Annotated in this window: 15 protein-coding genes; all 15 read left to right on the forward strand. The window is 63.6% G+C overall.

From position 1 onward, the window contains the following. The 15 genes from hutG (at position 1) to ACVC7O_RS09400 (ending at position 17,942) form a co-directional block, all read left to right on the forward strand. Complete coding sequence (hutG, locus tag ACVC7O_RS09330; RefSeq protein WP_458326064.1) at positions 1-786, forward strand: N-formylglutamate deformylase; 786 nt, start codon at positions 1-3, stop codon at positions 784-786. Next, the gene (gene hutU / locus ACVC7O_RS09335; protein WP_458325814.1) at positions 783-2,453 is read left to right on the forward strand and encodes a urocanate hydratase; all 1,671 of its coding nucleotides are present in this window, start codon (positions 783-785) and stop codon (positions 2,451-2,453) included. Before hutG ends, hutU begins: the two co-directional genes overlap by 4 nt. A 151-nt stretch (positions 2,454-2,604) precedes the next feature. Further along, positions 2,605-3,690: a TRAP transporter substrate-binding protein gene (locus ACVC7O_RS09340; protein ID WP_458325815.1), complete on the forward strand. Its 1,086-nt coding sequence runs from the start codon at positions 2,605-2,607 to the stop codon at positions 3,688-3,690. 59 nt (positions 3,691-3,749) lie between these two features. Beyond that, the gene (locus tag ACVC7O_RS09345; RefSeq protein WP_458325816.1) at positions 3,750-4,247 is read left to right on the forward strand and encodes a TRAP transporter small permease subunit; all 498 of its coding nucleotides are present in this window, start codon (positions 3,750-3,752) and stop codon (positions 4,245-4,247) included. After that, positions 4,244-5,794: a TRAP transporter large permease gene (locus tag ACVC7O_RS09350; RefSeq protein ID WP_458325817.1), complete on the forward strand. Its 1,551-nt coding sequence runs from the start codon at positions 4,244-4,246 to the stop codon at positions 5,792-5,794. Before ACVC7O_RS09345 ends, ACVC7O_RS09350 begins: the two co-directional genes overlap by 4 nt. 348 nt (positions 5,795-6,142) lie before the next feature. Then, positions 6,143-7,783 carry an amidohydrolase gene (locus ACVC7O_RS09355; protein WP_458325818.1) on the forward strand — a complete coding sequence of 547 codons (1,641 nt, stop codon included), beginning with the start codon at positions 6,143-6,145 and terminating at the stop codon, positions 7,781-7,783. Then, positions 7,780-8,718 (forward strand): ABC transporter permease, encoded by a 939-nt coding sequence (locus ACVC7O_RS09360; protein ID WP_458325819.1) that lies wholly within the window; start codon positions 7,780-7,782, stop codon positions 8,716-8,718. The genes ACVC7O_RS09355 and ACVC7O_RS09360 overlap by 4 nt, the downstream gene beginning before the upstream one ends. After that, positions 8,715-9,599, forward strand: a complete 885-nt coding sequence (locus tag ACVC7O_RS09365; RefSeq protein WP_458325820.1) for an ABC transporter permease — start codon at positions 8,715-8,717, stop codon at positions 9,597-9,599. Before ACVC7O_RS09360 ends, ACVC7O_RS09365 begins: the two co-directional genes overlap by 4 nt. Before the next feature lie 30 nt (positions 9,600-9,629). Then, the gene (locus tag ACVC7O_RS09370) at positions 9,630-11,195 is read left to right on the forward strand and encodes an ABC transporter substrate-binding protein (RefSeq protein WP_458325821.1); all 1,566 of its coding nucleotides are present in this window, start codon (positions 9,630-9,632) and stop codon (positions 11,193-11,195) included. Between the two features lie 61 nt (positions 11,196-11,256). After that, positions 11,257-12,690 (forward strand): amidohydrolase family protein, encoded by a 1,434-nt coding sequence (locus ACVC7O_RS09375; RefSeq protein ID WP_458325822.1) that lies wholly within the window; start codon positions 11,257-11,259, stop codon positions 12,688-12,690. Further along, the gene (locus ACVC7O_RS09380) at positions 12,687-13,676 is read left to right on the forward strand and encodes an ABC transporter ATP-binding protein (RefSeq protein WP_458325823.1); all 990 of its coding nucleotides are present in this window, start codon (positions 12,687-12,689) and stop codon (positions 13,674-13,676) included. Before ACVC7O_RS09375 ends, ACVC7O_RS09380 begins: the two co-directional genes overlap by 4 nt. Beyond that, complete coding sequence (locus ACVC7O_RS09385) at positions 13,673-14,731, forward strand: ABC transporter ATP-binding protein (protein ID WP_458325824.1); 1,059 nt, start codon at positions 13,673-13,675, stop codon at positions 14,729-14,731. The genes ACVC7O_RS09380 and ACVC7O_RS09385 overlap by 4 nt, the downstream gene beginning before the upstream one ends. After that, positions 14,728-16,284 carry an acetolactate synthase large subunit gene (locus tag ACVC7O_RS09390; RefSeq protein ID WP_458325825.1) on the forward strand — a complete coding sequence of 519 codons (1,557 nt, stop codon included), beginning with the start codon at positions 14,728-14,730 and terminating at the stop codon, positions 16,282-16,284. Before ACVC7O_RS09385 ends, ACVC7O_RS09390 begins: the two co-directional genes overlap by 4 nt. A gap of 49 nt (positions 16,285-16,333) precedes the next feature. Beyond that, complete coding sequence (locus ACVC7O_RS09395; protein ID WP_458325826.1) at positions 16,334-17,173, forward strand: transporter substrate-binding domain-containing protein; 840 nt, start codon at positions 16,334-16,336, stop codon at positions 17,171-17,173. A 1-nt stretch (position 17,174) separates the two neighbouring features. Next, complete coding sequence (locus ACVC7O_RS09400) at positions 17,175-17,942, forward strand: amino acid ABC transporter ATP-binding protein (RefSeq protein ID WP_458325827.1); 768 nt, start codon at positions 17,175-17,177, stop codon at positions 17,940-17,942. The last annotated feature ends 4 nt before the right edge of the window (positions 17,943-17,946 follow it).

A 17,946-nucleotide genomic window follows, 5' to 3' on the forward strand; every position in this document is an offset into this window, starting at 1 on the left:
CTGATCGAGGTGACGCGCGGCGACAGCCCCCTTGTGCTTGGCCTGCCGCACACCGGCACAGAGATACCCGGCGACTGTCTTGCGCGGCTGAACGACACCGGGCGCGCGATGGCCGATACCGATTGGCATGTCGAACGACTCTACGCGGATATTCTGCCCGACATCACCAGCGTGCGCACAACCATGCACCGCTATGTCATCGACGTGAACCGTGACCCATCGGGCGACAGCCTTTACCCCGGCCAGAACACCACTGATCTCTGCCCGCTGACCGACTTCGATGGCCGCCCAATCCACAAGCAGGGACACGCGCCAGATACTCAGGAGGTCGCCCGCCGTTGCCAGGCCTATCACGCGCCCTATCACGCAGCGCTTGCCGAGGAGTTGGAGCGGGTGAAGGCCATCCACGGCTACGTGGTGCTCTATGATTGCCATTCGATCCGATCCCGCATTCCGTTCCTGTTCGACGGGGTCTTGCCCGACTTCAATATCGGCACCAACGAAGGCATCACCGCGGCAGCCGAGATCGAAGCCGGGGTGTTGCGTATCTGCGAAGCGGCAGAGGGGTATCGCACGGTGCTCAACGGCCGGTTCAAGGGCGGATGGACGACGCGGCACTATGGGCGCCCGGCCGATGGGCAGCACGCCATTCAGATGGAATTGGCCCAGTCGACCTATCTCACCGAAGAAGCGCCGCCTTGGCTCTATGACGACGCCAAATCCGACAAGTTGCGCCTCCATCTCCGTGACATTCTTGAAACCCTGATCCGCTGGAGGCCCGCATGACAGATCCGCGCAAGAACATCCGTGAGGTCATCCCGCCGACCGGTACGGAGCTCAACGCCAAGAGCTGGCTGACCGAAGCGCCTCTGCGGATGCTGATGAACAACCTGCATCCGGATGTGGCCGAGAACCCGCATGAACTTGTGGTCTACGGGGGCATTGGCCGGGCGGCGCGCACATGGGACGATTTCGATCGGATCGTGGCCGGGTTGAAGGATCTCGAAGAGGATGAAACGCTCGTCGTTCAATCGGGCAAGCCGGTCGCCATCGTTCGGACGCATGTGGATGCACCCCGGGTGCTCATCGCCAATTCCAACATCGTACCGCATTGGGCCAACTGGGATCACTTCAACGATCTCGATCAGAAGGGTCTGATGATGTACGGGCAGATGACTGCCGGCTCGTGGATCTACATCGGCACGCAGGGTATTGTGCAGGGCACCTACGAGACCTTTGCCGAGGCTGGACGCCAGCATTATGGCGGTGATCTGACGGGCAAGTGGATCCTGACCGGCGGTTTGGGCGGCATGGGCGGTGCGCAGCCTCTGGCCGCGGTCTTCGCGGGCGCCTGCTGTCTCGCGGTGGAGTGCAACCCCGATAGCATCGATTTCCGGTTGCGCACGAAGTATCTCGACGAGAAGGCCGAGAGCCTCGACGAGGCGCTGGCGATGATCGAGCGCTGGACCAAGGCGGGCGAGGCCAAGTCCGTGGGTCTTCTGGGCAATGCTGCGGATGTCTTTCCGGAGCTTGTCGCGCGCGGCGTGCGCCCCGACATCGTAACCGACCAGACCAGCGCGCATGACCCGATCAACGGCTATCTGCCCCATGGCTGGAGCATGGGGGAATGGCGCGCAAAGCGCGAGACCGACCCCAAGGCGGTCGAGGCAGCGGCGCGGGCATCGATGAAGACCCATGTGGCCGCGATGGTGGATTTCTGGAATGCAGGGGTGCCGACGCTGGACTACGGCAATAACATCCGCCAGGTCGCGCTCGAGGAAGGGTTGGAGAATGCCTTTGCCTTTCCCGGGTTTGTGCCCGCCTATATCCGTCCGCTCTTTTGTCGCGGCGTGGGGCCGTTCCGATGGTGCGCGCTGTCTGGCGACCCAGAGGATATCTACAAGACCGACCAGGCGATGAAGGAGCTGTTCCCGGAGAACGCTCACCTGCATCAATGGCTCGATATGGCGCGGGAACGCATCGCGTTTCAGGGGCTGCCCGCGCGGATCTGCTGGATCGGGCTTGGTGACCGACACCGCGCCGGGTTGAAGTTCAATGACATGGTCGCATCGGGTGAGTTGAAAGCGCCCATCGTCATCGGACGCGATCACCTGGACTCAGGTTCCGTGGCCTCACCCAACCGCGAAACCGAAGCGATGCGCGATGGCTCGGATGCCGTGTCGGACTGGCCGCTGCTGAACGCTCTGGTCAACACCGCCTCGGGGGCCACATGGGTCAGCCTGCATCACGGCGGTGGCGTCGGCATGGGCTTTTCGCAGCACGCGGGCATGGTCGTCGTCGCTGATGGCACGCCCGAGGCTGCAAAGCGGTTGGAGCGGGTGCTGTGGAACGATCCTGCCTCAGGCGTCTGGCGCCACGCGGATGCGGGATACGAGGACGCGCTCGACTGCGCGCGCGAGCACGGGCTGCGTTTGCCAGGAATTCTGGGATGAGCTGTGCGGTTCGTCTGAGGTCTGAAGCCTGCACAAGGGCGTTGAGACTGATGGAGGGTAAGGGGTCTCGCAGTCATCGAAATACGTCGCTGGGAGAACCGGCGTCGGGGGAGGAAAAAATCAAGGGTACTACCAACAGAGGGAAATGAATATGAAACGTCGTCAATTTATTACCGCCGCAGCTGCCGGGGCGGGGGCTGCAAGTCTGGCCGCACCGGCCATTGCGCAGGACACGCGCGAGTGGAAGATGGTCACTGCATGGCCAAAGAACCTGCCTGGGCCGGGTGTGGCTGCGCAAACGCTGGCAGACCAGATCACGACACTGTCCGGTGGGCGAATCCAGGTCAAACTCTTCGCCGCGGGTGAACTTGTGCCCGGACGCGGTGTTTTTGATGCGGTGAGCGAGGGCACAGCCGAGCTCTACCACGCGGTTCCGGCCTATTGGGGGTCCAAGTCCAAGGGCATCCTGCTCTTTGGTTCGCAACCCTTCGGCCTGCGCGCGGATGAACAGTTCGGCTGGATGTATCACGGCGGTGGTCAGGCGCTTTACGACGAGATGTATGCCCGCTTCGGCATCAAACCGTTCCTTTGCGGCAATTCGGGTCCGCAGTGGGCGGGGTGGTTCAAGACCGAGATCAATTCGGTCGAGGACCTCAAGGGCCTCAAGTTCCGCACCACGGGCATCGCCTCGCAAATGGCCGCCAAACTGGGTATGGCCGCCGAAGCGATGGGCGGGCCCGCGATGTTCCAGGCCCTGCAAACCGGCGCGCTTGATGCGGGCGAGTTCATCGGTCCGTGGACAGATTCGGCGCTGGGATACTATCAGGTGGCCAAGAACTACTATTGGCCCGGGGTCGGGGAGCCATCGTCTGCTGAAGAGTGCGGCGTGAATGCCGATGCCTTTGGTGCACTGCCGGATGATCTCAAGGAGGTGGTGACGCAGGCCTGCCTCGGGCTCTACAACCCGGTCTGGACGGAGTACATGACCAAGCACGCGCAATCGCTGAAGACCCTGGTCGACGAGCACGATGTTCAGGTGCGGAAGTTGCCCGACGACGTGATCGCGGCCATGGGCACGGCCGCGAGCGAGATCATGGAGGAGTACCAGTCGGACGAGGATGAGTTGGTGCGTCGCATCACGCAGAGCTTCATCGACTATCGCGATCTGGTGGGCGGCTACATGTCCTATGCCGACAATGGTCAGATGAACGCCCGCGCGGGTGTCTTGGGCTACTGAGGTGTGGCCCGGTGCGCGGCCTTTCCGTGCACCGGGCAGTTTGAGGCAGGGGGCGCTCCATGCTCAGGCTCGCCGACGCGATTGACCGTATGAACCGCGGTGTGGCCAGCGTGATCCGCTGGCTGGCGCTGATCATGGTGCTGGCGCAGTTCTGCATCGTGATCGGGCGCTACGTCTTTGGCGTGAACTCCATCGCCGCGCAGGAGGGCGTGCTCTACATGCATGCGACGCTCTTCATGTTGGGGGCGGGGTTCACGCTGCTCGTGGACAAGCATGTGCGCGTCGACGTGTTTCACGCCATGGCCAGTGATGCCGTGCGACGCCGCATAGATATCTTCGGTCATGTCTTTCTGTTGATGCCATCCATGGTCGCGCTGCTCTACTGGTCGTGGCCTTCGGTGCGTAATTCCTGGAAGATCCTGGAAGGCCCGATCTCCGTAGGTGGGATCGAAGCTGTCTTCCTGCTCAAATCCCTGATCCCCGCCTTTTGCATCCTGATCCTGTTGCAGTCCCTATCGCTCCTGGTGCGACTTCTTCTGAGCAAGTCCAGCTCATGACAGAGCACATCGACCTGATCATGTTCGCGGCCCTGATGGTTACGATCCTCTCCGGATTTCCGGTCTCGTTCAGCATCGCGGGGGTGGCCGTGGGTTTTGCTTACCTTGGGTGGGTGTTGGGCGTGATGGATGTCTCGCTTCTGGGTGCTTTGGGCCAGCGGGCCTTTGGCCTGATCACCAACACGGTTCTGATCGCGATCCCCGTTTTCGTGCTGATGGGCGCCATTCTGGAAAAGAGCAAGATCGCCGAGGAGCTGCTCGACATGATGGGGCGCAGCTTTGGTCAGCTGCGCGGGGGCTTGGGCATTTCGGTCGTGCTCGTCGGTGCGCTGCTCGCGGCTTCGACGGGCATTGTCGGGGCAACGGTGGTCGCGATGGGGCTGATCGCTCTACCCACCATGCTGCGCGCGGGCTACAGCGCGCCGGTCGCCGCGGGCATTGTCTGTACCGCCGGCACGCTGGGGCAGATTATCCCACCCTCGACCCTGCTGATCATCCTTGCGGACGTGATGTCGAACGCCTTTCAACAGGCACAGTATGAGCAGGGCAAGTTTTCGGTCGAAGCCCTGTCAGTCGGTCAGTTCTTTGCCGCCGCGATCCTCCCGGGGCTGCTGCTGGTGGCGCTTTACCTCATCTACATCCTGATCCGCGGTGCCCTGCGTCCGCAGGACATGCCGCCGGCGGAGATCGGCCTCGCGCGGCCGACATCTTTAGAAATCTTGTCAGCAATCGTCCCGCCGATCCTGCTCATCTTTGCGGTGCTCGGCGCTATTCTCGGTGGGGTCGCAACGCCCACCGAAGCGGCATCCGTCGGGGCGATTGGTGCCTTGCTGATGGCGGGGCGGAAGATCGGGACCCATCCTCGCCTGATCCTGGCGGGCGCTGTCGCCCTGATCCTGCTGGCGGTGCTCGTTGGCCTTTATCCGGTCCGGCTTCAACGCAGCGATATCGGGGCGGGCGACTGGATGCTCGGCGGGTTTTACATGATGCTGGTGCTGATCGGGCTCGTCGCCATCGCGCTGGCCCTGCACGCGTCTGCGCGGGCGCGGCTGATGCAGGAGGCCCTGACATCGACCTTGACCATGACCTCGATGATCTTTGCCACGATCCTCGCTGCGGGCTTCTTTTCGTTGGTCTTCATCGGGTTGGGCGGAGAAGAGCGCGTGGCGCACCTGCTCGAAAACCTGCCCGGCGGCCCAAGCGGGGCGCTGCTTTTCGTTATGCTCTTCGTCTTCATCCTCGGCTTCTTCCTCGACTTCGTGGAAATCTCGGTGCTCGTTCTGCCGCTTGTCACGCCGACGCTGATCCTGATGGGGCACGATCCGATCTGGTTGGGCGTGCTGCTGGCGATCAATCTGCAGACCAGCTTCCTGACACCACCTTTCGGGTTCTCGCTCTTTTATCTGCGCGGGGCCGCCCCAAAGGAGGTGACGACGGGTCAGATCTACCAGGGGGTCGTGCCCTTCATCGGGTTGCAGGCCGTTGGGATATTGCTCGTCTGGTTCCTGCCGGTCCTCGCGACTTGGTTGCCAGACGTGCTGTTCTGAAACCTTTTTAGACGTCCTCGACTTCCAACCGTTGGGGTGAGGGTGATCGTTCCGGGGCTCCCGGAAAGCGCCAGCGGTCACGCCGGGCAAGAGGCATCGCGCCCCAAATACGTCCGCTAATAGCCTTATCGGAAAACTGATAAAGCGGGCCAGTTCGCGAAACGCAAGGGAAATATTATAAAAACAATAGCTTAATGTTCTTCAGCCTTCGCATGCACGCAACCGCCCAGATTGACAGATGGGCGGTGAGATCGCTCGAATGGCCGTCGAAACCATGTCCTAGTGGGGGCTACATCGGATGGGTTCTGAGGCCACGCACAGCCATCACACGCCTGAACGGGCGCGCATATGACACCAGTTGTTGTCCAAGCTGACCTTGTGCTGCTGAACGGCAAGATATGGTGCGGCTTGGCCCAGCACATTGCTTCTGCGCTTGCCCTCTGGGGTGGCAAGGTCTTGGCTGTTGGCGAGGATGCGGATCTGCGCAGTCTTATCGGCCCGAAGACACGGGTGATCGATCTTGCCGGGCGGTTCGCGACACCCGGCCTTAACGATGCGCATATGCACCTGATCCCCTACGGGACAGCGATGTCCGAGGTGGACTTGCGCCCCAAAGCGGCGCCAACCTTGGCCGACCTGCTTGATGCCGTGCGCAACCGTGCGGCGGTCACACCGAAGGGCGGTTGGGTGATCGGACGCGGGTACGACCACTTCAGGCTTGATACCGGGCGACACCCTTATCGCGAGGAGCTGGACGAGGCTGCACCGGACCATCCGGTCTATATCGTGCGCACGGATGGGCATTTGGCGGTGGCCAACTCGCGGGCCCTTGCCCTGGCTGGGATCGATGACGATACGCCGTCACCGCCGGGCGGGCTGATCGAAAAGCAGAACGGAACGCTCACCGGGCTGCTCGCCGAGACGGGACGCGAACCTGTCATGGCCGTGCTGCCGGATGCGGATGTAGAGACGCTGGTGCAGAGCATCGAGCGGGGCGCGGCCGACCTGCTGAGCCGGGGGATCACCTCCTGCATGGAGGCAGCGGTGGGCATCCGCGACGGCTGGACCGAGATGCTGGCCTATCAGGAGGCGCATCGCACCGGGCGGCTCCCCGTTCGGGTCTATGCCACGCTGATGGGCGACAAGACGCGCACCATCCTGCCGGAGTGCGCAGCGGCGGGGATGATGTCGGGCGGCGGCGATGATCGCCTGCGCATCGGACCTGTGAAGATCTTCACGGATGGCTCCGCGGGTGGGCGCACAGCGGCGATGTCGCAGCCCTATCTGGGCGGTGACGCTGATGATCTGGGCCTTTTGTGCCTGAGCGATGATGAGGTCAACGCGATGGTGATGGACGGGCACCGCAAGGGGTATCGCTTTGCCATCCATGCCATTGGCGATGCCGCGATTGAGCAGGTGCTGAACGCGCTCGAGGCGGCCCTTGCCGACACCCCCGACCCGAACCGGCGGCACCGGATCGAGCATTGCGGATGGCTGCGCCCGGACCAGATGGCGCGGATGACGGCCGCGCATATCCTGCCCGCGCCGCAGCCTGCGTTTCTGTATTACTTTGGCGATCTTTACCTGACGCTGCTGGAGCAAGAGCGTGTCGAGGCGAGCCATCCCATGCGGACGTGGATCGACGCCGGGCTGAACCCCAGCGCCAGTACCGATTGCCCCGTGGTCGAGATCGACCCCTTCGCGAATATCTACACCATGGTGACCCGCAAGACAGAGGCCGGGACGCAGATCGGCACCGCTCATGTGCTGAGCCGGGAAGAGGCGCTGCATGCCTATACACAAGCCAGCGCCTATGCCGCTCATGAAGAGAAGATCAAAGGCACCCTCGCGCCGGGCATGCTCGGCGATGTGGCTGTCTTTGACACCGATTTGTTGACCTGCAGTGAACAGGACATCCTCGCTGCCCGCTGTGATCTGACCATTCTTGGGGGCGAGGTTGTCTACACGCGGGAGGGCGCAGCCGTATGATCGGGCAGGTCGTCAACCGGCTGGTGATCTCGGTCCCGGTGCTGTTTGGCGTTCTGCTGCTGGGGTTCGGGTTGCTGATCCTGGTGCCTGGCGATCCGGCCATCGTGATGGCGGGGCCGACGGCGACACCTGAAGTGGTCGCCGCAATCCGCACGGAGATGGGGCTGGATGAGCCTGTCCTTGTGCAATTTGGCAAGTATCTCGAGCGCGTGATGCAGGGCGATCTGGGCCGCTCGCTGATTTCGAACAAGACCGTCGCCTCCGAACTCGGCACGGCCATCGTGCCAACCGCTGAGTTGATGGTAGCCTGTCTCATCTGGTCGATCCCGCTGGGCATCGCGCTGGGAACGCTTGCGGCGGTGTGGCGCGGCTCCATCGTCGACCGCGTGATCATGGCCATTTCGGTGGCGGGCGTGTCGCTGCCCATCTTCTTCATCTGCCTGATGATGATCCAGTACTTCGGCGTGCAGTGGCGGCTTTTGCCCTTCATCGGACGTGGCGGTCCGCTTTGGACGGTCGACGGGTTGCGCCACATCGCATTGCCAGCGCTGTCGCTGGGCGCGATCCTGGTGGGGCCGGTGGCGCGGATGACGCGGTCGTCGGTGCTGGAGGTGCTCAAGCTTGATCATGTGCGCACAGCGCGTGCCAAGGGCCTGAGTGAGACCCAGGTGATCCTGCGGCACGGGCTGCGCAACGCGCTCATTCCGGTGGTCACGCTGATCGGGTTACAGGCGGGCTATCTGCTGGGCGGCGCCGTCGTCACCGAGAGCATCTTTTCCTTCCCGGGTGTCGGGCGGCTGGCCGTCGGCGCGATCCTCAGCTCGGATTTTCCACTGGCGCAGGGTGCAATCCTGGTGCTGGCGCTGGGATTCATCCTGATCAACATGATTGTCGATATCCTCTATGCGCTGCTTGATCCGCGGGTGCAGTCATGAGCGTCGCCGATCCGGAAATGCTCGATGCCCCGACGCCGATGCGCCCTTGGTGGCAGTGGCTGCTGCGTGACCCGGCGGCGCTTTTGGCGGTTGCCGTTCTGGTGCTGATCGTGATCGGTGCGGTCTTTGCCCCGCTGCTCGCGCCGCACGATCCCTTCGCCAGTTCACGAAGCATCATGACGCCGCCCATTTGGGACGCGCGCGGAACATGGGAGCATCCTCTTGGCACCGACGGCCAGGGCCGTGACATGCTCAGCCGGCTCTTCTACGGCACGCGGCTGACGCTCATCATCGGGCTGGTGTCGGTGGGTCTCGGCGGCGTATTGGGCTCGTTCATGGGGCTAATGGCGGCGTTCCGGCCACGGCTCGATCCTTGGGTCATGCGCTTGGTGGACGTGATGCTGTCCTTCCCCGCGATCCTTCTTGGGCTGGCGCTGGTCGCCGTGACGGGGCCGGGGGCCGTGCCGGTGGTGATCGCGCTGGCCGTCGCCACGGTGCCCGACTGCGCGCGCATTGCCCGGTCCATCGCCGTCACCGTGATGCAGCAGGATTACATCGAGGCGGGCCGCGCGCTCGGGCTGTCCGACCTGGCTCTCTTCAGTCGATACCTGCTGCGCAATGCGATCTCGAGCATCATGATCTTCATCTCGATGCGCTTTGGGCAAATCATCCTCATCGGGGCGGCGCTGTCCTTTCTGGGCCTTGGCGCCCGTCCGCCCACGGCGGAGCTGGGGATGATGGCGGCACAAGGGCGCGATTTTCTGCTCTTTGCCCCGCATATCGCGGTGATCCCGTCGGTGCTGATCTTCGTGATCGTGCTGGCGGCCAATATTCTGGGGGACGCGCTGCGCGACGTGCTCGACCCTCGCCTCCGAAGCTGACGACGAACCAACAGGGAAAGGATAACGCCGATGAAGAGACTTCTATTGACCGCCGCGCTGATCGGGGCAGGGGCCGCTCAGGCGAGCGAGATCACCATCCTGCGCGAAGTGGACAGCAACAACTACGACCCACACAAGACGACATCGCGCGCGGCCTCGGAAGTGTTGTTCATGATGGGCGACACTCTGGTGAGCCTGGCGCCCGACATGCAGACGATCGAACCGGGCGTGGCCGAAAGCTGGGAGGTGAGCGAAGACGCCACGACCTACACCTTCAAGTTGCGCGAAGATGTCCAGTTCTGCGATGGCAAGCCGATGACAGCCGCCGACGTGGTCTATACGATCAACCGCTGGATCGATCCGGAGACGAAGTCCCCCGTCGCCTGGCGCGCGGGTGAGGTCGAGAGTGTCACCGCGATCGATGATTACACCGTGGAATACAGGCTGACAGCACCGTTTTCCGAACTGCTCTATCAGTTGACGCAAAGCTTCGGCACCATCATCGACGAGGCGAATGTCACTGCCTTGGGCGATGACTTCGGCGTCACAGGCTTCAATGGTACCGGTCCATTCTGCTGGGAGAGCTGGACGCCGCGCGATCAGATGGTGATCACCAAGCACGAGGCCTACACCTGGGGCGCGCCGTTCCATGCGAACACCGGCCCGGCGAGCATGGATAGGATCACCTGGCAGATCGTGCCGGAGGAAAACACGCGGACGGTGGGCGTGCTGACCGGGCAGAGCCAGGTCACGCAGTACATTCCGTACATCGCGCTCGAGCAGTTGAAGGCGGCCCCCAATGTCGAGGTGGTGCAGTCGGATCTGGCATTCTGGACCTATTACATGGGGTTCAAGATCGACAAGGAAACCGTCTCGGATCCGGCGGTCCGGCGTGCGGTGAACCTCGCTGTGGATCAGGCGGCGATGTCTGAAGACCTCTTCTTTGGCGTGGTCCAGCCCGCTTATTCCTATGTCAGCCAGGAAGCGCTCGACTGGAACGCCGGCCTCGATGACAAGCTTCTGAAGTTCGATCCGGCAGAGGCCAACGCGATCCTCGATGAGGCCGGTTGGGTCATGGGTGACGACGGTGTCCGCGCCAAAGATGGCGTGCGCCTGTCGCCGACCGCCTATGTGTTTGCGGGGTCCACCTGGAGCAAGATCAGCGAAGCGGTCCAAGCCTACTTGCGCGAAATCGGGGTCGATATGCAGATCCAGGCCTTTGACGCCACCGTCGCCTGGGGCAAGCTTGCCACGCAGGAATTCGACATGTACGGCATGTCGTTCCCCTACGTCTCCTCGGGTGATGCGCTGAACCTCTATTTCCGCTCGCAGAACGCGCCCAGTCCGAACCGGATGAACTGGATCGACGACAAGACCGATGAACTGTTGCTGGCGGGCGCCACCGCGACCACGGATACAGACCGTGCAGCGGCTTACGGGGAGGTGCTCGAGATGGTCCATGACGCAGCGGTCTGGCTGCCGCTTTATCACGAGCCGATGGTGATCGCGCAATCGACCGAACTCGAGACGATCGTGCCGCACAACATCTATGGCGCCGGGCTCTACAAGGGTCTGGACCTGAAGTTCAAAGAGTAGGCTGGTCGCCCGGGGCGGCGCATGTCGTCGCACTGGGTCCTCACATCCCAAAGGATCAAACATGCCCGTCACTGTGATCAGAAACGCCGCCTGGATCGTCGCCTATGATGCCGAGACCGGTCAGCACAGCTATCTCAAGGACGCGGATGTGGCCTTTGACGGCGACCGGATCGTGCAAGTGGGCGGAACCTACCAGGGCGCGCCTGAGACGGAGATTGATGGCCAGGGGCGGTTGGTCTCGCCCGGGCTTGTGAACATCCACTCACATCCCTCGTCGGAGGCGATGAACAAGGGGATGCTGGACGAGCTGGGCAGCCCGCGTCTGGGCATGTCGTCGCTCTATGAATTCATGCCGCTCTTCCGACCGGACGATGAGGGGCGACGTGCCTGTGTGGAGGTGACCTATTCCGAGCTGCTCCTGTCTGGGGTCACGACATTGGTCGACCTCTCGGTGGCCTGGGACGGCTGGGTCGAGACCTTCGCGGCCTCGGGCCTGCGCGGGATCGTCTCGCCCATGTATCGATCCGCGCGCTGGTACACCGACAATGGCCACGTGGTGAACTATGAATGGGAGGGCGACGATGGCCGCGCCGCCATGGGCGAAGCGATCGCCGTCGTGGATGAGGCCCTCGCGCATCCGTCAGGTCGGCTTTCGGGCATGATCTCGCCCAGCCAGATCGACACCTGCACGCCAGAGCTCATCGCCGACAGTTTTGCGCTGGCGCAGGATCGTGGTTTGCCGTTCCAGATTCATGCGGCTCAGTCGGTCGTGGAGTTTCACGAGATCACGCGGCGCCATGGCGTCACCCCGCTGGAATGGCTTGACGATCTGGGTGTGCTGAAGGCGGGCGCCATCATCGGGCATGGCATCTTTCTGAACGACTACGGCCATGTCTTCTGGCCGGAAGCAGATGACTTTGCGCTGCTGCAAGCCTCGGGTGCGGCGGTTGCCCATTGCCCGACCGTTTTCCAGCGCCGGGGGATCACGATGAACACGGTAGGGCGGTACATTCGGGGTGGGATTCCGGTAGGGATCGGCACCGACACCTATCCGCACAATATGCTCGAGGAGCTGCGCAACGCGCTTTATCTCTCCCGTGTCACCTCGAAGAACCCATATGATCTGCGCACTTCGGATATCTTCGATGCAGCGACCCTTGGGGGCGCGCAAATCCTCGGTCGCAATGACATCGGACGGCTGGCGGTCGGGGCCAAGGCCGATCTGTTCCTTGCCGACATCACCGATCCGGCGATGATGCCGGTGCGCGACCCGCTGCGCTCGCTGATCTACGTGGCCGCCGAGCGTGCAGTTCGTGATGTCTTCGTGGATGGGCGACATGTGGTCGTCGATGGGGTGGTGCCCGCCTTTGATCTAGAGGATGCGTTGCAGCGACTGGAGGCGGCACAGCGCCGCGCCGAAGCCGCCTTTCAGGGATTGGATTTCGCCGACCGCCCGCATGATGTCGCCTCTCCGATGGTCTACCCCGTCCGATGACCGACGCCCCCCCATTGCTCGACGTGCGCGACCTGAAAGTCGATTTCCACGTCAGCGGCACCGTGCAGCGCGCGGTGCAGGGGGTGTCGTTCTCCCTGATGCCCGGGCGGACACTCGGTGTCGTGGGCGAGAGTGGGTGCGGCAAATCGGTGACCTCGCTCGCGATCATGCGGCTCGTGCCGCAGCCACCCGGCGTCTATGCAGGGGGCGAGATCCAATTCGGGGGCCGCGATCTGCTGTCTCTTCCCGAGGCTGAGATGCGCAAGCTGCGGGGTGGACGGATCGGCATGATCTTTCAGGAACCGATGACCTCGCTCAACCCGGTCTATACCTGCGGAGCGCAGATCGAGGAAAGCCTGGCCGTGCACTCCGGGTTGGGCAAATGCGCCGCGCGAGACCGAGCCATTGAACTGCTGGATCTCGTGGGCCTGCCGTCGCCGCGCCAGCGGGTTGACGACTATCCGCATCAGCTGAGCGGGGGACAGCGGCAGCGGGTGATGATCGCCCTGGCGCTGGCCAACGACCCCGAGTTGCTGATTGCCGATGAACCCACAACCGCACTGGATGTCACGATCCAGGCGCAGATCCTCGATCTGATGGGCAGCCTGCGGGAACGCACGGGCGCGGCGGTCATGCTTGTCACCCATGATCTGGGTGTCGTCGCGCAGACCTGTGATGATGTGGTGGTGATGTACGCAGGCCGGGTGGTTGAACGCGCGCCGACGCGTGCGCTCTTTGCTGACCCCCAACATCCCTACACCATCGGGCTCATGGCTGCCGTGCCGCGAATTGACGCCGCCGCCGGGCGGTTGGCGACGATCCCGGGATCGGTTCCGCCGCCCTGGGTGTCGCTACCCGGCTGCCGCTTTGCCTCTCGCTGTCCGCTGGCCGATGCGCGCTGCGCGGCAGAAGACCCACCGCTGCGCGAGCTAGGCGACGGGCATGGGGTCGCGTGCTGGAAGGCCCCGCTGGAGGATGCGGCATGACGCTTCTGCAGGTGCGAGGTCTGACCAAGCATTTCGACGTCCGTCGTGGTGTCCTGCGGCGGGTCGTCGGTCAGGTGCAGGCCGTCAGCGACGTCAGCTTCGACGTCAAAGCGGGTGAGACGCTGGCCGTCGTCGGCGAGAGCGGTTGTGGCAAGTCCACCATCGGGCGCGCGGTGCTGCGGCTGGTGGAGCCGACTGCGGGGCAGGTGACGCTGGAGGGAGACGACGTGCTGAGCCTCGGACCGGATGCCCTGCGCGTCATGCGGCGGCGTATGCAGATCATCTTTCAGGACCCTTTCGCCTCTCTGAACCCGCGCATGACCGTCTCCGAAACGCTGACCGAGCCGTTGGTACTGCACGGGTTGGCCAAACCATCAGATGCGGGGGATCGTGTGGCTGAATTACTGGAGACCTGTGGGCTGCAATCCTGGCACGCCGGGCGCTACCCACATGAGTTTTCCGGTGGTCAGCGCCAGCGCGTGGGCATCGCCCGGGCCCTTGCCACGCGGCCGCGTTTGATCGTGTGCGATGAACCAGTCTCCGCCCTTGATGTGAGCGTGCAGGCACAGATCGTCAACCTTCTGGCCGATCTGCAGGCGCAATTCGGGATCGGTTATATCTTCATCAGCCATGATTTGGCGGTCGTCCGGCACATGGCTGATCGCGTGGCGGTGGTCTATCTGGGCAGGATCGTCGAGGAGGCGCCCGTTGCGGCGCTCTTCGCCGCGCCGCGCCACCCTTATACCCGCTCGTTGATCGCAGCAGCGCCCAAGCCGGACCCGCAGACCCGCACGCTCAGTGCGCCGGTCGAGGGGGATTTGCCCTCGGCGCTCAAACCGCCGCCCGGTTGTGCCTTTCACCCACGCTGTCCAATCGCAACTGCGCGCTGCAAGACCGAACGGCCCGCGTTGCGGATGCTTGGGGCCACGCAGGTGGCTTGCCATCTGGCAGAGGATCTCCCCGCCGTGGATCACATGGCTGGCACCAAACAGTCGGCGGCCTTGCGCACCCGTCTGGCCGTGCTGAACGCCGCGCGGGAAAAGGAACCGGCATGAACGATCAGGCTCCCCCCAAGATGAACGGTGCTGAATCCGTCGTGCGCAGCCTGCATGGGGCTGGTGTCGAGGTTTGTTTCGCCAACCCCGGCACTTCCGAGATGCAGTTTGTCGATGCGCTGGACCGCACCGGGTTGATGCATTGCGTGTTGGGCCTTTTCGAAGGTGTCACAACGGGCGCCGCGGATGGCTATGCGCGGATGGCGGGCAAACCGGCGGTGACGCTCTTGCATCTGGCACCTGGGCTCGCCAATGCGGGCGCGAACATGCACAACGCCCGCAAGGCGCGCACGCCGATGCTGAACCTCGTGGGGGATCATGCGGTACGGCACCGGGGTTACGATGCGCCGCTGACGGCGGATGTCGCAGGAGCTGCGGCGCCGTTTTCGGACTATGTCGACACCGCGCGCGATGCAGGCAGCTTCGGCGCGCAAGCGATGGCAGCGCTTGGGGCCGCGCAATCGCGCCCCGGCAAGGTGGCGACGCTGATTGCCCCGGCGGACATCGGGTGGGAGGATGGCGGTTTGGTTGCTCCGCCACCGGCGCAGGCTGAGCCTGAACCTGCGTCTGAGGAAGCCGTCATCGCAGCGATGGAGGCTCTCGGCCGCGACAGTGCCCTGCTCGTGAGTGGCACCGTGTTGGAAGACCCACAGACCGTCGCGTTGCTGCACGGGATCGCAGCGCAGACAGGCGCGCGCGTGATGGCGCCCACGTCAAATCGCCGCTTTGAGCGCGGGGCAGGGCGTGCGGGCATCGCGCGGGTGCCCTATCCGATCACGCTTGCTCTGGAGTCTTTGGCTTCGTTTCGCCACGCGGTCTTGATTGAAACCGTCCCTCCCGTGGCGTTCTTTGCCTACCCGGGCAAGCCCAGCCTGCTCCTGCCAAAAGACTGTGCCGAAACCGTCCTGGTCGCACCGGGTGGCGATGGTCCAGGTGCGATTTCCGCGCTTGCCGAGCGTTTAGGCGTTGACGCGCATGTGCCCGAGGCCAGTCTGCCGCCGGTGCCACAGGCCGGACCCATCGCGCATGCGACCCTGGCCGCGGCAATTGCCCATGCGATCCCCGAAAATGCGATCGTGGTGGATGAGAGCATCACCGCCGGGCGCGACATCTGGGCGGCCACGCAAGCTGCCGCGCCGCACAGCTGGATCTCCCTGACCGGTGGGGCCATCGGTGATGGCATCCCGCTGGCGCTAGGAGCGGCGGTCGCCTGCCCGGAGCGCCCGGTCGTGGCGCTGCAGGCTGACGGATCGGCCATGTATACCGTGCAGGGCCTATGGAGCCAGGCCCGCGAGGGCGCGAATGTGACGACCATCGTCTTTGCAAACCGCACTTATGAAATCCTCAAAACCGAGCTCTTTGCGGTCGGGGCCAACCCGGGCCGGTCCGCGCTCGACATGCTCGATCTCGACCGGCCATACCTCGATTTCGTTGCGCTGGCGCGCGGCATGGGCGTGCCCGGGCGTCAGGTTGCCTGCGTCGCAGAGCTGCAGCGCGCCATCGCAGACGCCGTCGCCGAGCCCGGCCCTTTCGTGATCGAGGCGCTGATGTGACGGGATCAGGCCCCAAACGACAACCAAACCACCCAACAGGAGAATGAACATGAAAACCACACCCACACTTACTGCGTTGGCGGCCACGTTTGCCTTCAGTAGCCCCGCTCTGGCAGATGATACGACCTACAAGGTCGCGCTGGATGGCACATTTGCGCCACACGCTATGCCATCTTTGTCCGGTGGGGTCGAAGGGTTCAATGTCGACCTCGCCAATGAGATCGGAGAACGTTTGGGCGTGACCATGGATATCGTCGCGACCCAATGGTCCGGCATCCTGCCGGGGCTTGCGGCGGGTACTTATGACTTCGTCGTGGCGCCCACCACGATCACCACCGAGCGGGCAGAGAATATCCTTTTCACCGAAGGCTATCTAAACACGGATTTCGGTTTTGTCACGAAGGCCGGGGCCGAGCCGATCACCGCGCTGGAGGACCTCGATGGCAAGGTCATCGCCGTGAACAAAGGATCGGCCTATGACAGCTGGGCGACCGATCTGGCGGAGGAGATCGGCTGGACCGTCGAAAGCTACGGCACCAATACGGATGCGGTGCAGGCCGTCATCTCGGGCCGTGCCTTTGCCAATGTCGCGGGGAACACGGTGAGCGCCTGGGCGGCCAAGCAAAGCCCGCAGATCGAGCTTGCCTATATCCACTCCACAGGGCTGGTCTGGGGCATGCCCTTCCGCACTGACGACGAAGACCTACGGGCCAAGGTCGAGACGGTCATCGAGTGCATGAAGATCGACGGTACGATCGCCGAACTGAGCGTGAAATGGTTCGGGGCCGAGCCCGCCGAAGGCTCGGCAGCCGTTACGCCATTGCCGGGCTATGGCGAGCCGGGTTTCGACGGCTTCGTTGAAAGCAGCCACACGCCCGGGTGCAGCTGAGATGACCCTTGCGCCCAAAGCCAACGGCAGCGCCGCTCCGGCGACGCTTGAGGTGCGGGCGCTTCACAAGTCCTTCGGTGCCGATCCGGTGCTGAAGGGCATTGATCTGCTGGTACAGCGCGGCGAGATGGTGTTCGTTCTCGGGCCCTCCGGCTCGGGCAAATCCACCATGTTGCGCTGTTGCAACCGGTTGGAAGAGCCCGACAGCGGCGAGGTCTTCATCGAAGGGGACCGGCTGACCGGCCCGGGCGTAGACCTCAACCGGATGCGACAGCGCATCGGGATGGTGTTTCAGTCATTCAATCTCTACCCGCATCTGTCAGCCCTGGGCAATGTGACCTTGGCGCTGCGCCGGGTCCAGAAGATGCCGCGCGCCGCTGCTGAAGAGGCCGGGCACGCAGCGCTGGCGCGCGTGGGTCTGAGCGACCGGGCAGGGCACTACCCGTCTCAGCTGTCAGGTGGCCAGCAGCAACGCGTGGCGATTGCCCGCGCGCTTGCGCTGAATCCCACGGTGATGCTCTTTGACGAGCCGACCTCGGCGCTCGACCCCGAACTCGTAGGTGATGTGCTCGACGTGATGCGAGACCTCGCAGGGCAGGGGATGACCATGCTCGTGGTCAGCCACGAGATGAAATTCGCCCGGGATGCGGCCGACCGCGTGATCTTCATGGACGGTGGTGGGATCGTGGAACAGGGCCCGCCTGAGCAGATTTTCGGGGCCCCCACACAAGAACGCACCCGGTCTTTCCTCTCGCGGGTGCACGGATAACGCG

The organism is Roseobacter cerffii, assembly GCF_054226325.1.

Coding starts and splice junctions, on each gene's coding strand:
- ACVC7O_RS09355 (WP_458325818.1), top strand. CDS start 6,143: ATGACACCAGTTGTTGTCCAAGCTGACCTTGTGCTGCTGAACGGCAAG.
- ACVC7O_RS09395 (WP_458325826.1), top strand. CDS start 16,334: ATGAAAACCACACCCACACTTACTGCGTTGGCGGCCACGTTTGCCTTC.
- hutU (WP_458325814.1), top strand. CDS start 783: ATGACAGATCCGCGCAAGAACATCCGTGAGGTCATCCCGCCGACCGGT.
- ACVC7O_RS09365 (WP_458325820.1), top strand. CDS start 8,715: ATGAGCGTCGCCGATCCGGAAATGCTCGATGCCCCGACGCCGATGCGC.
- ACVC7O_RS09350 (WP_458325817.1), top strand. CDS start 4,244: ATGACAGAGCACATCGACCTGATCATGTTCGCGGCCCTGATGGTTACG.
- ACVC7O_RS09385 (WP_458325824.1), top strand. CDS start 13,673: ATGACGCTTCTGCAGGTGCGAGGTCTGACCAAGCATTTCGACGTCCGT.
- ACVC7O_RS09380 (WP_458325823.1), top strand. CDS start 12,687: ATGACCGACGCCCCCCCATTGCTCGACGTGCGCGACCTGAAAGTCGAT.
- ACVC7O_RS09360 (WP_458325819.1), top strand. CDS start 7,780: ATGATCGGGCAGGTCGTCAACCGGCTGGTGATCTCGGTCCCGGTGCTG.
- ACVC7O_RS09340 (WP_458325815.1), top strand. CDS start 2,605: ATGAAACGTCGTCAATTTATTACCGCCGCAGCTGCCGGGGCGGGGGCT.
- ACVC7O_RS09375 (WP_458325822.1), top strand. CDS start 11,257: ATGCCCGTCACTGTGATCAGAAACGCCGCCTGGATCGTCGCCTATGAT.
- ACVC7O_RS09390 (WP_458325825.1), top strand. CDS start 14,728: ATGAACGATCAGGCTCCCCCCAAGATGAACGGTGCTGAATCCGTCGTG.
- ACVC7O_RS09370 (WP_458325821.1), top strand. CDS start 9,630: ATGAAGAGACTTCTATTGACCGCCGCGCTGATCGGGGCAGGGGCCGCT.
- ACVC7O_RS09345 (WP_458325816.1), top strand. CDS start 3,750: ATGCTCAGGCTCGCCGACGCGATTGACCGTATGAACCGCGGTGTGGCC.
- ACVC7O_RS09400 (WP_458325827.1), top strand. CDS start 17,175: ATGACCCTTGCGCCCAAAGCCAACGGCAGCGCCGCTCCGGCGACGCTT.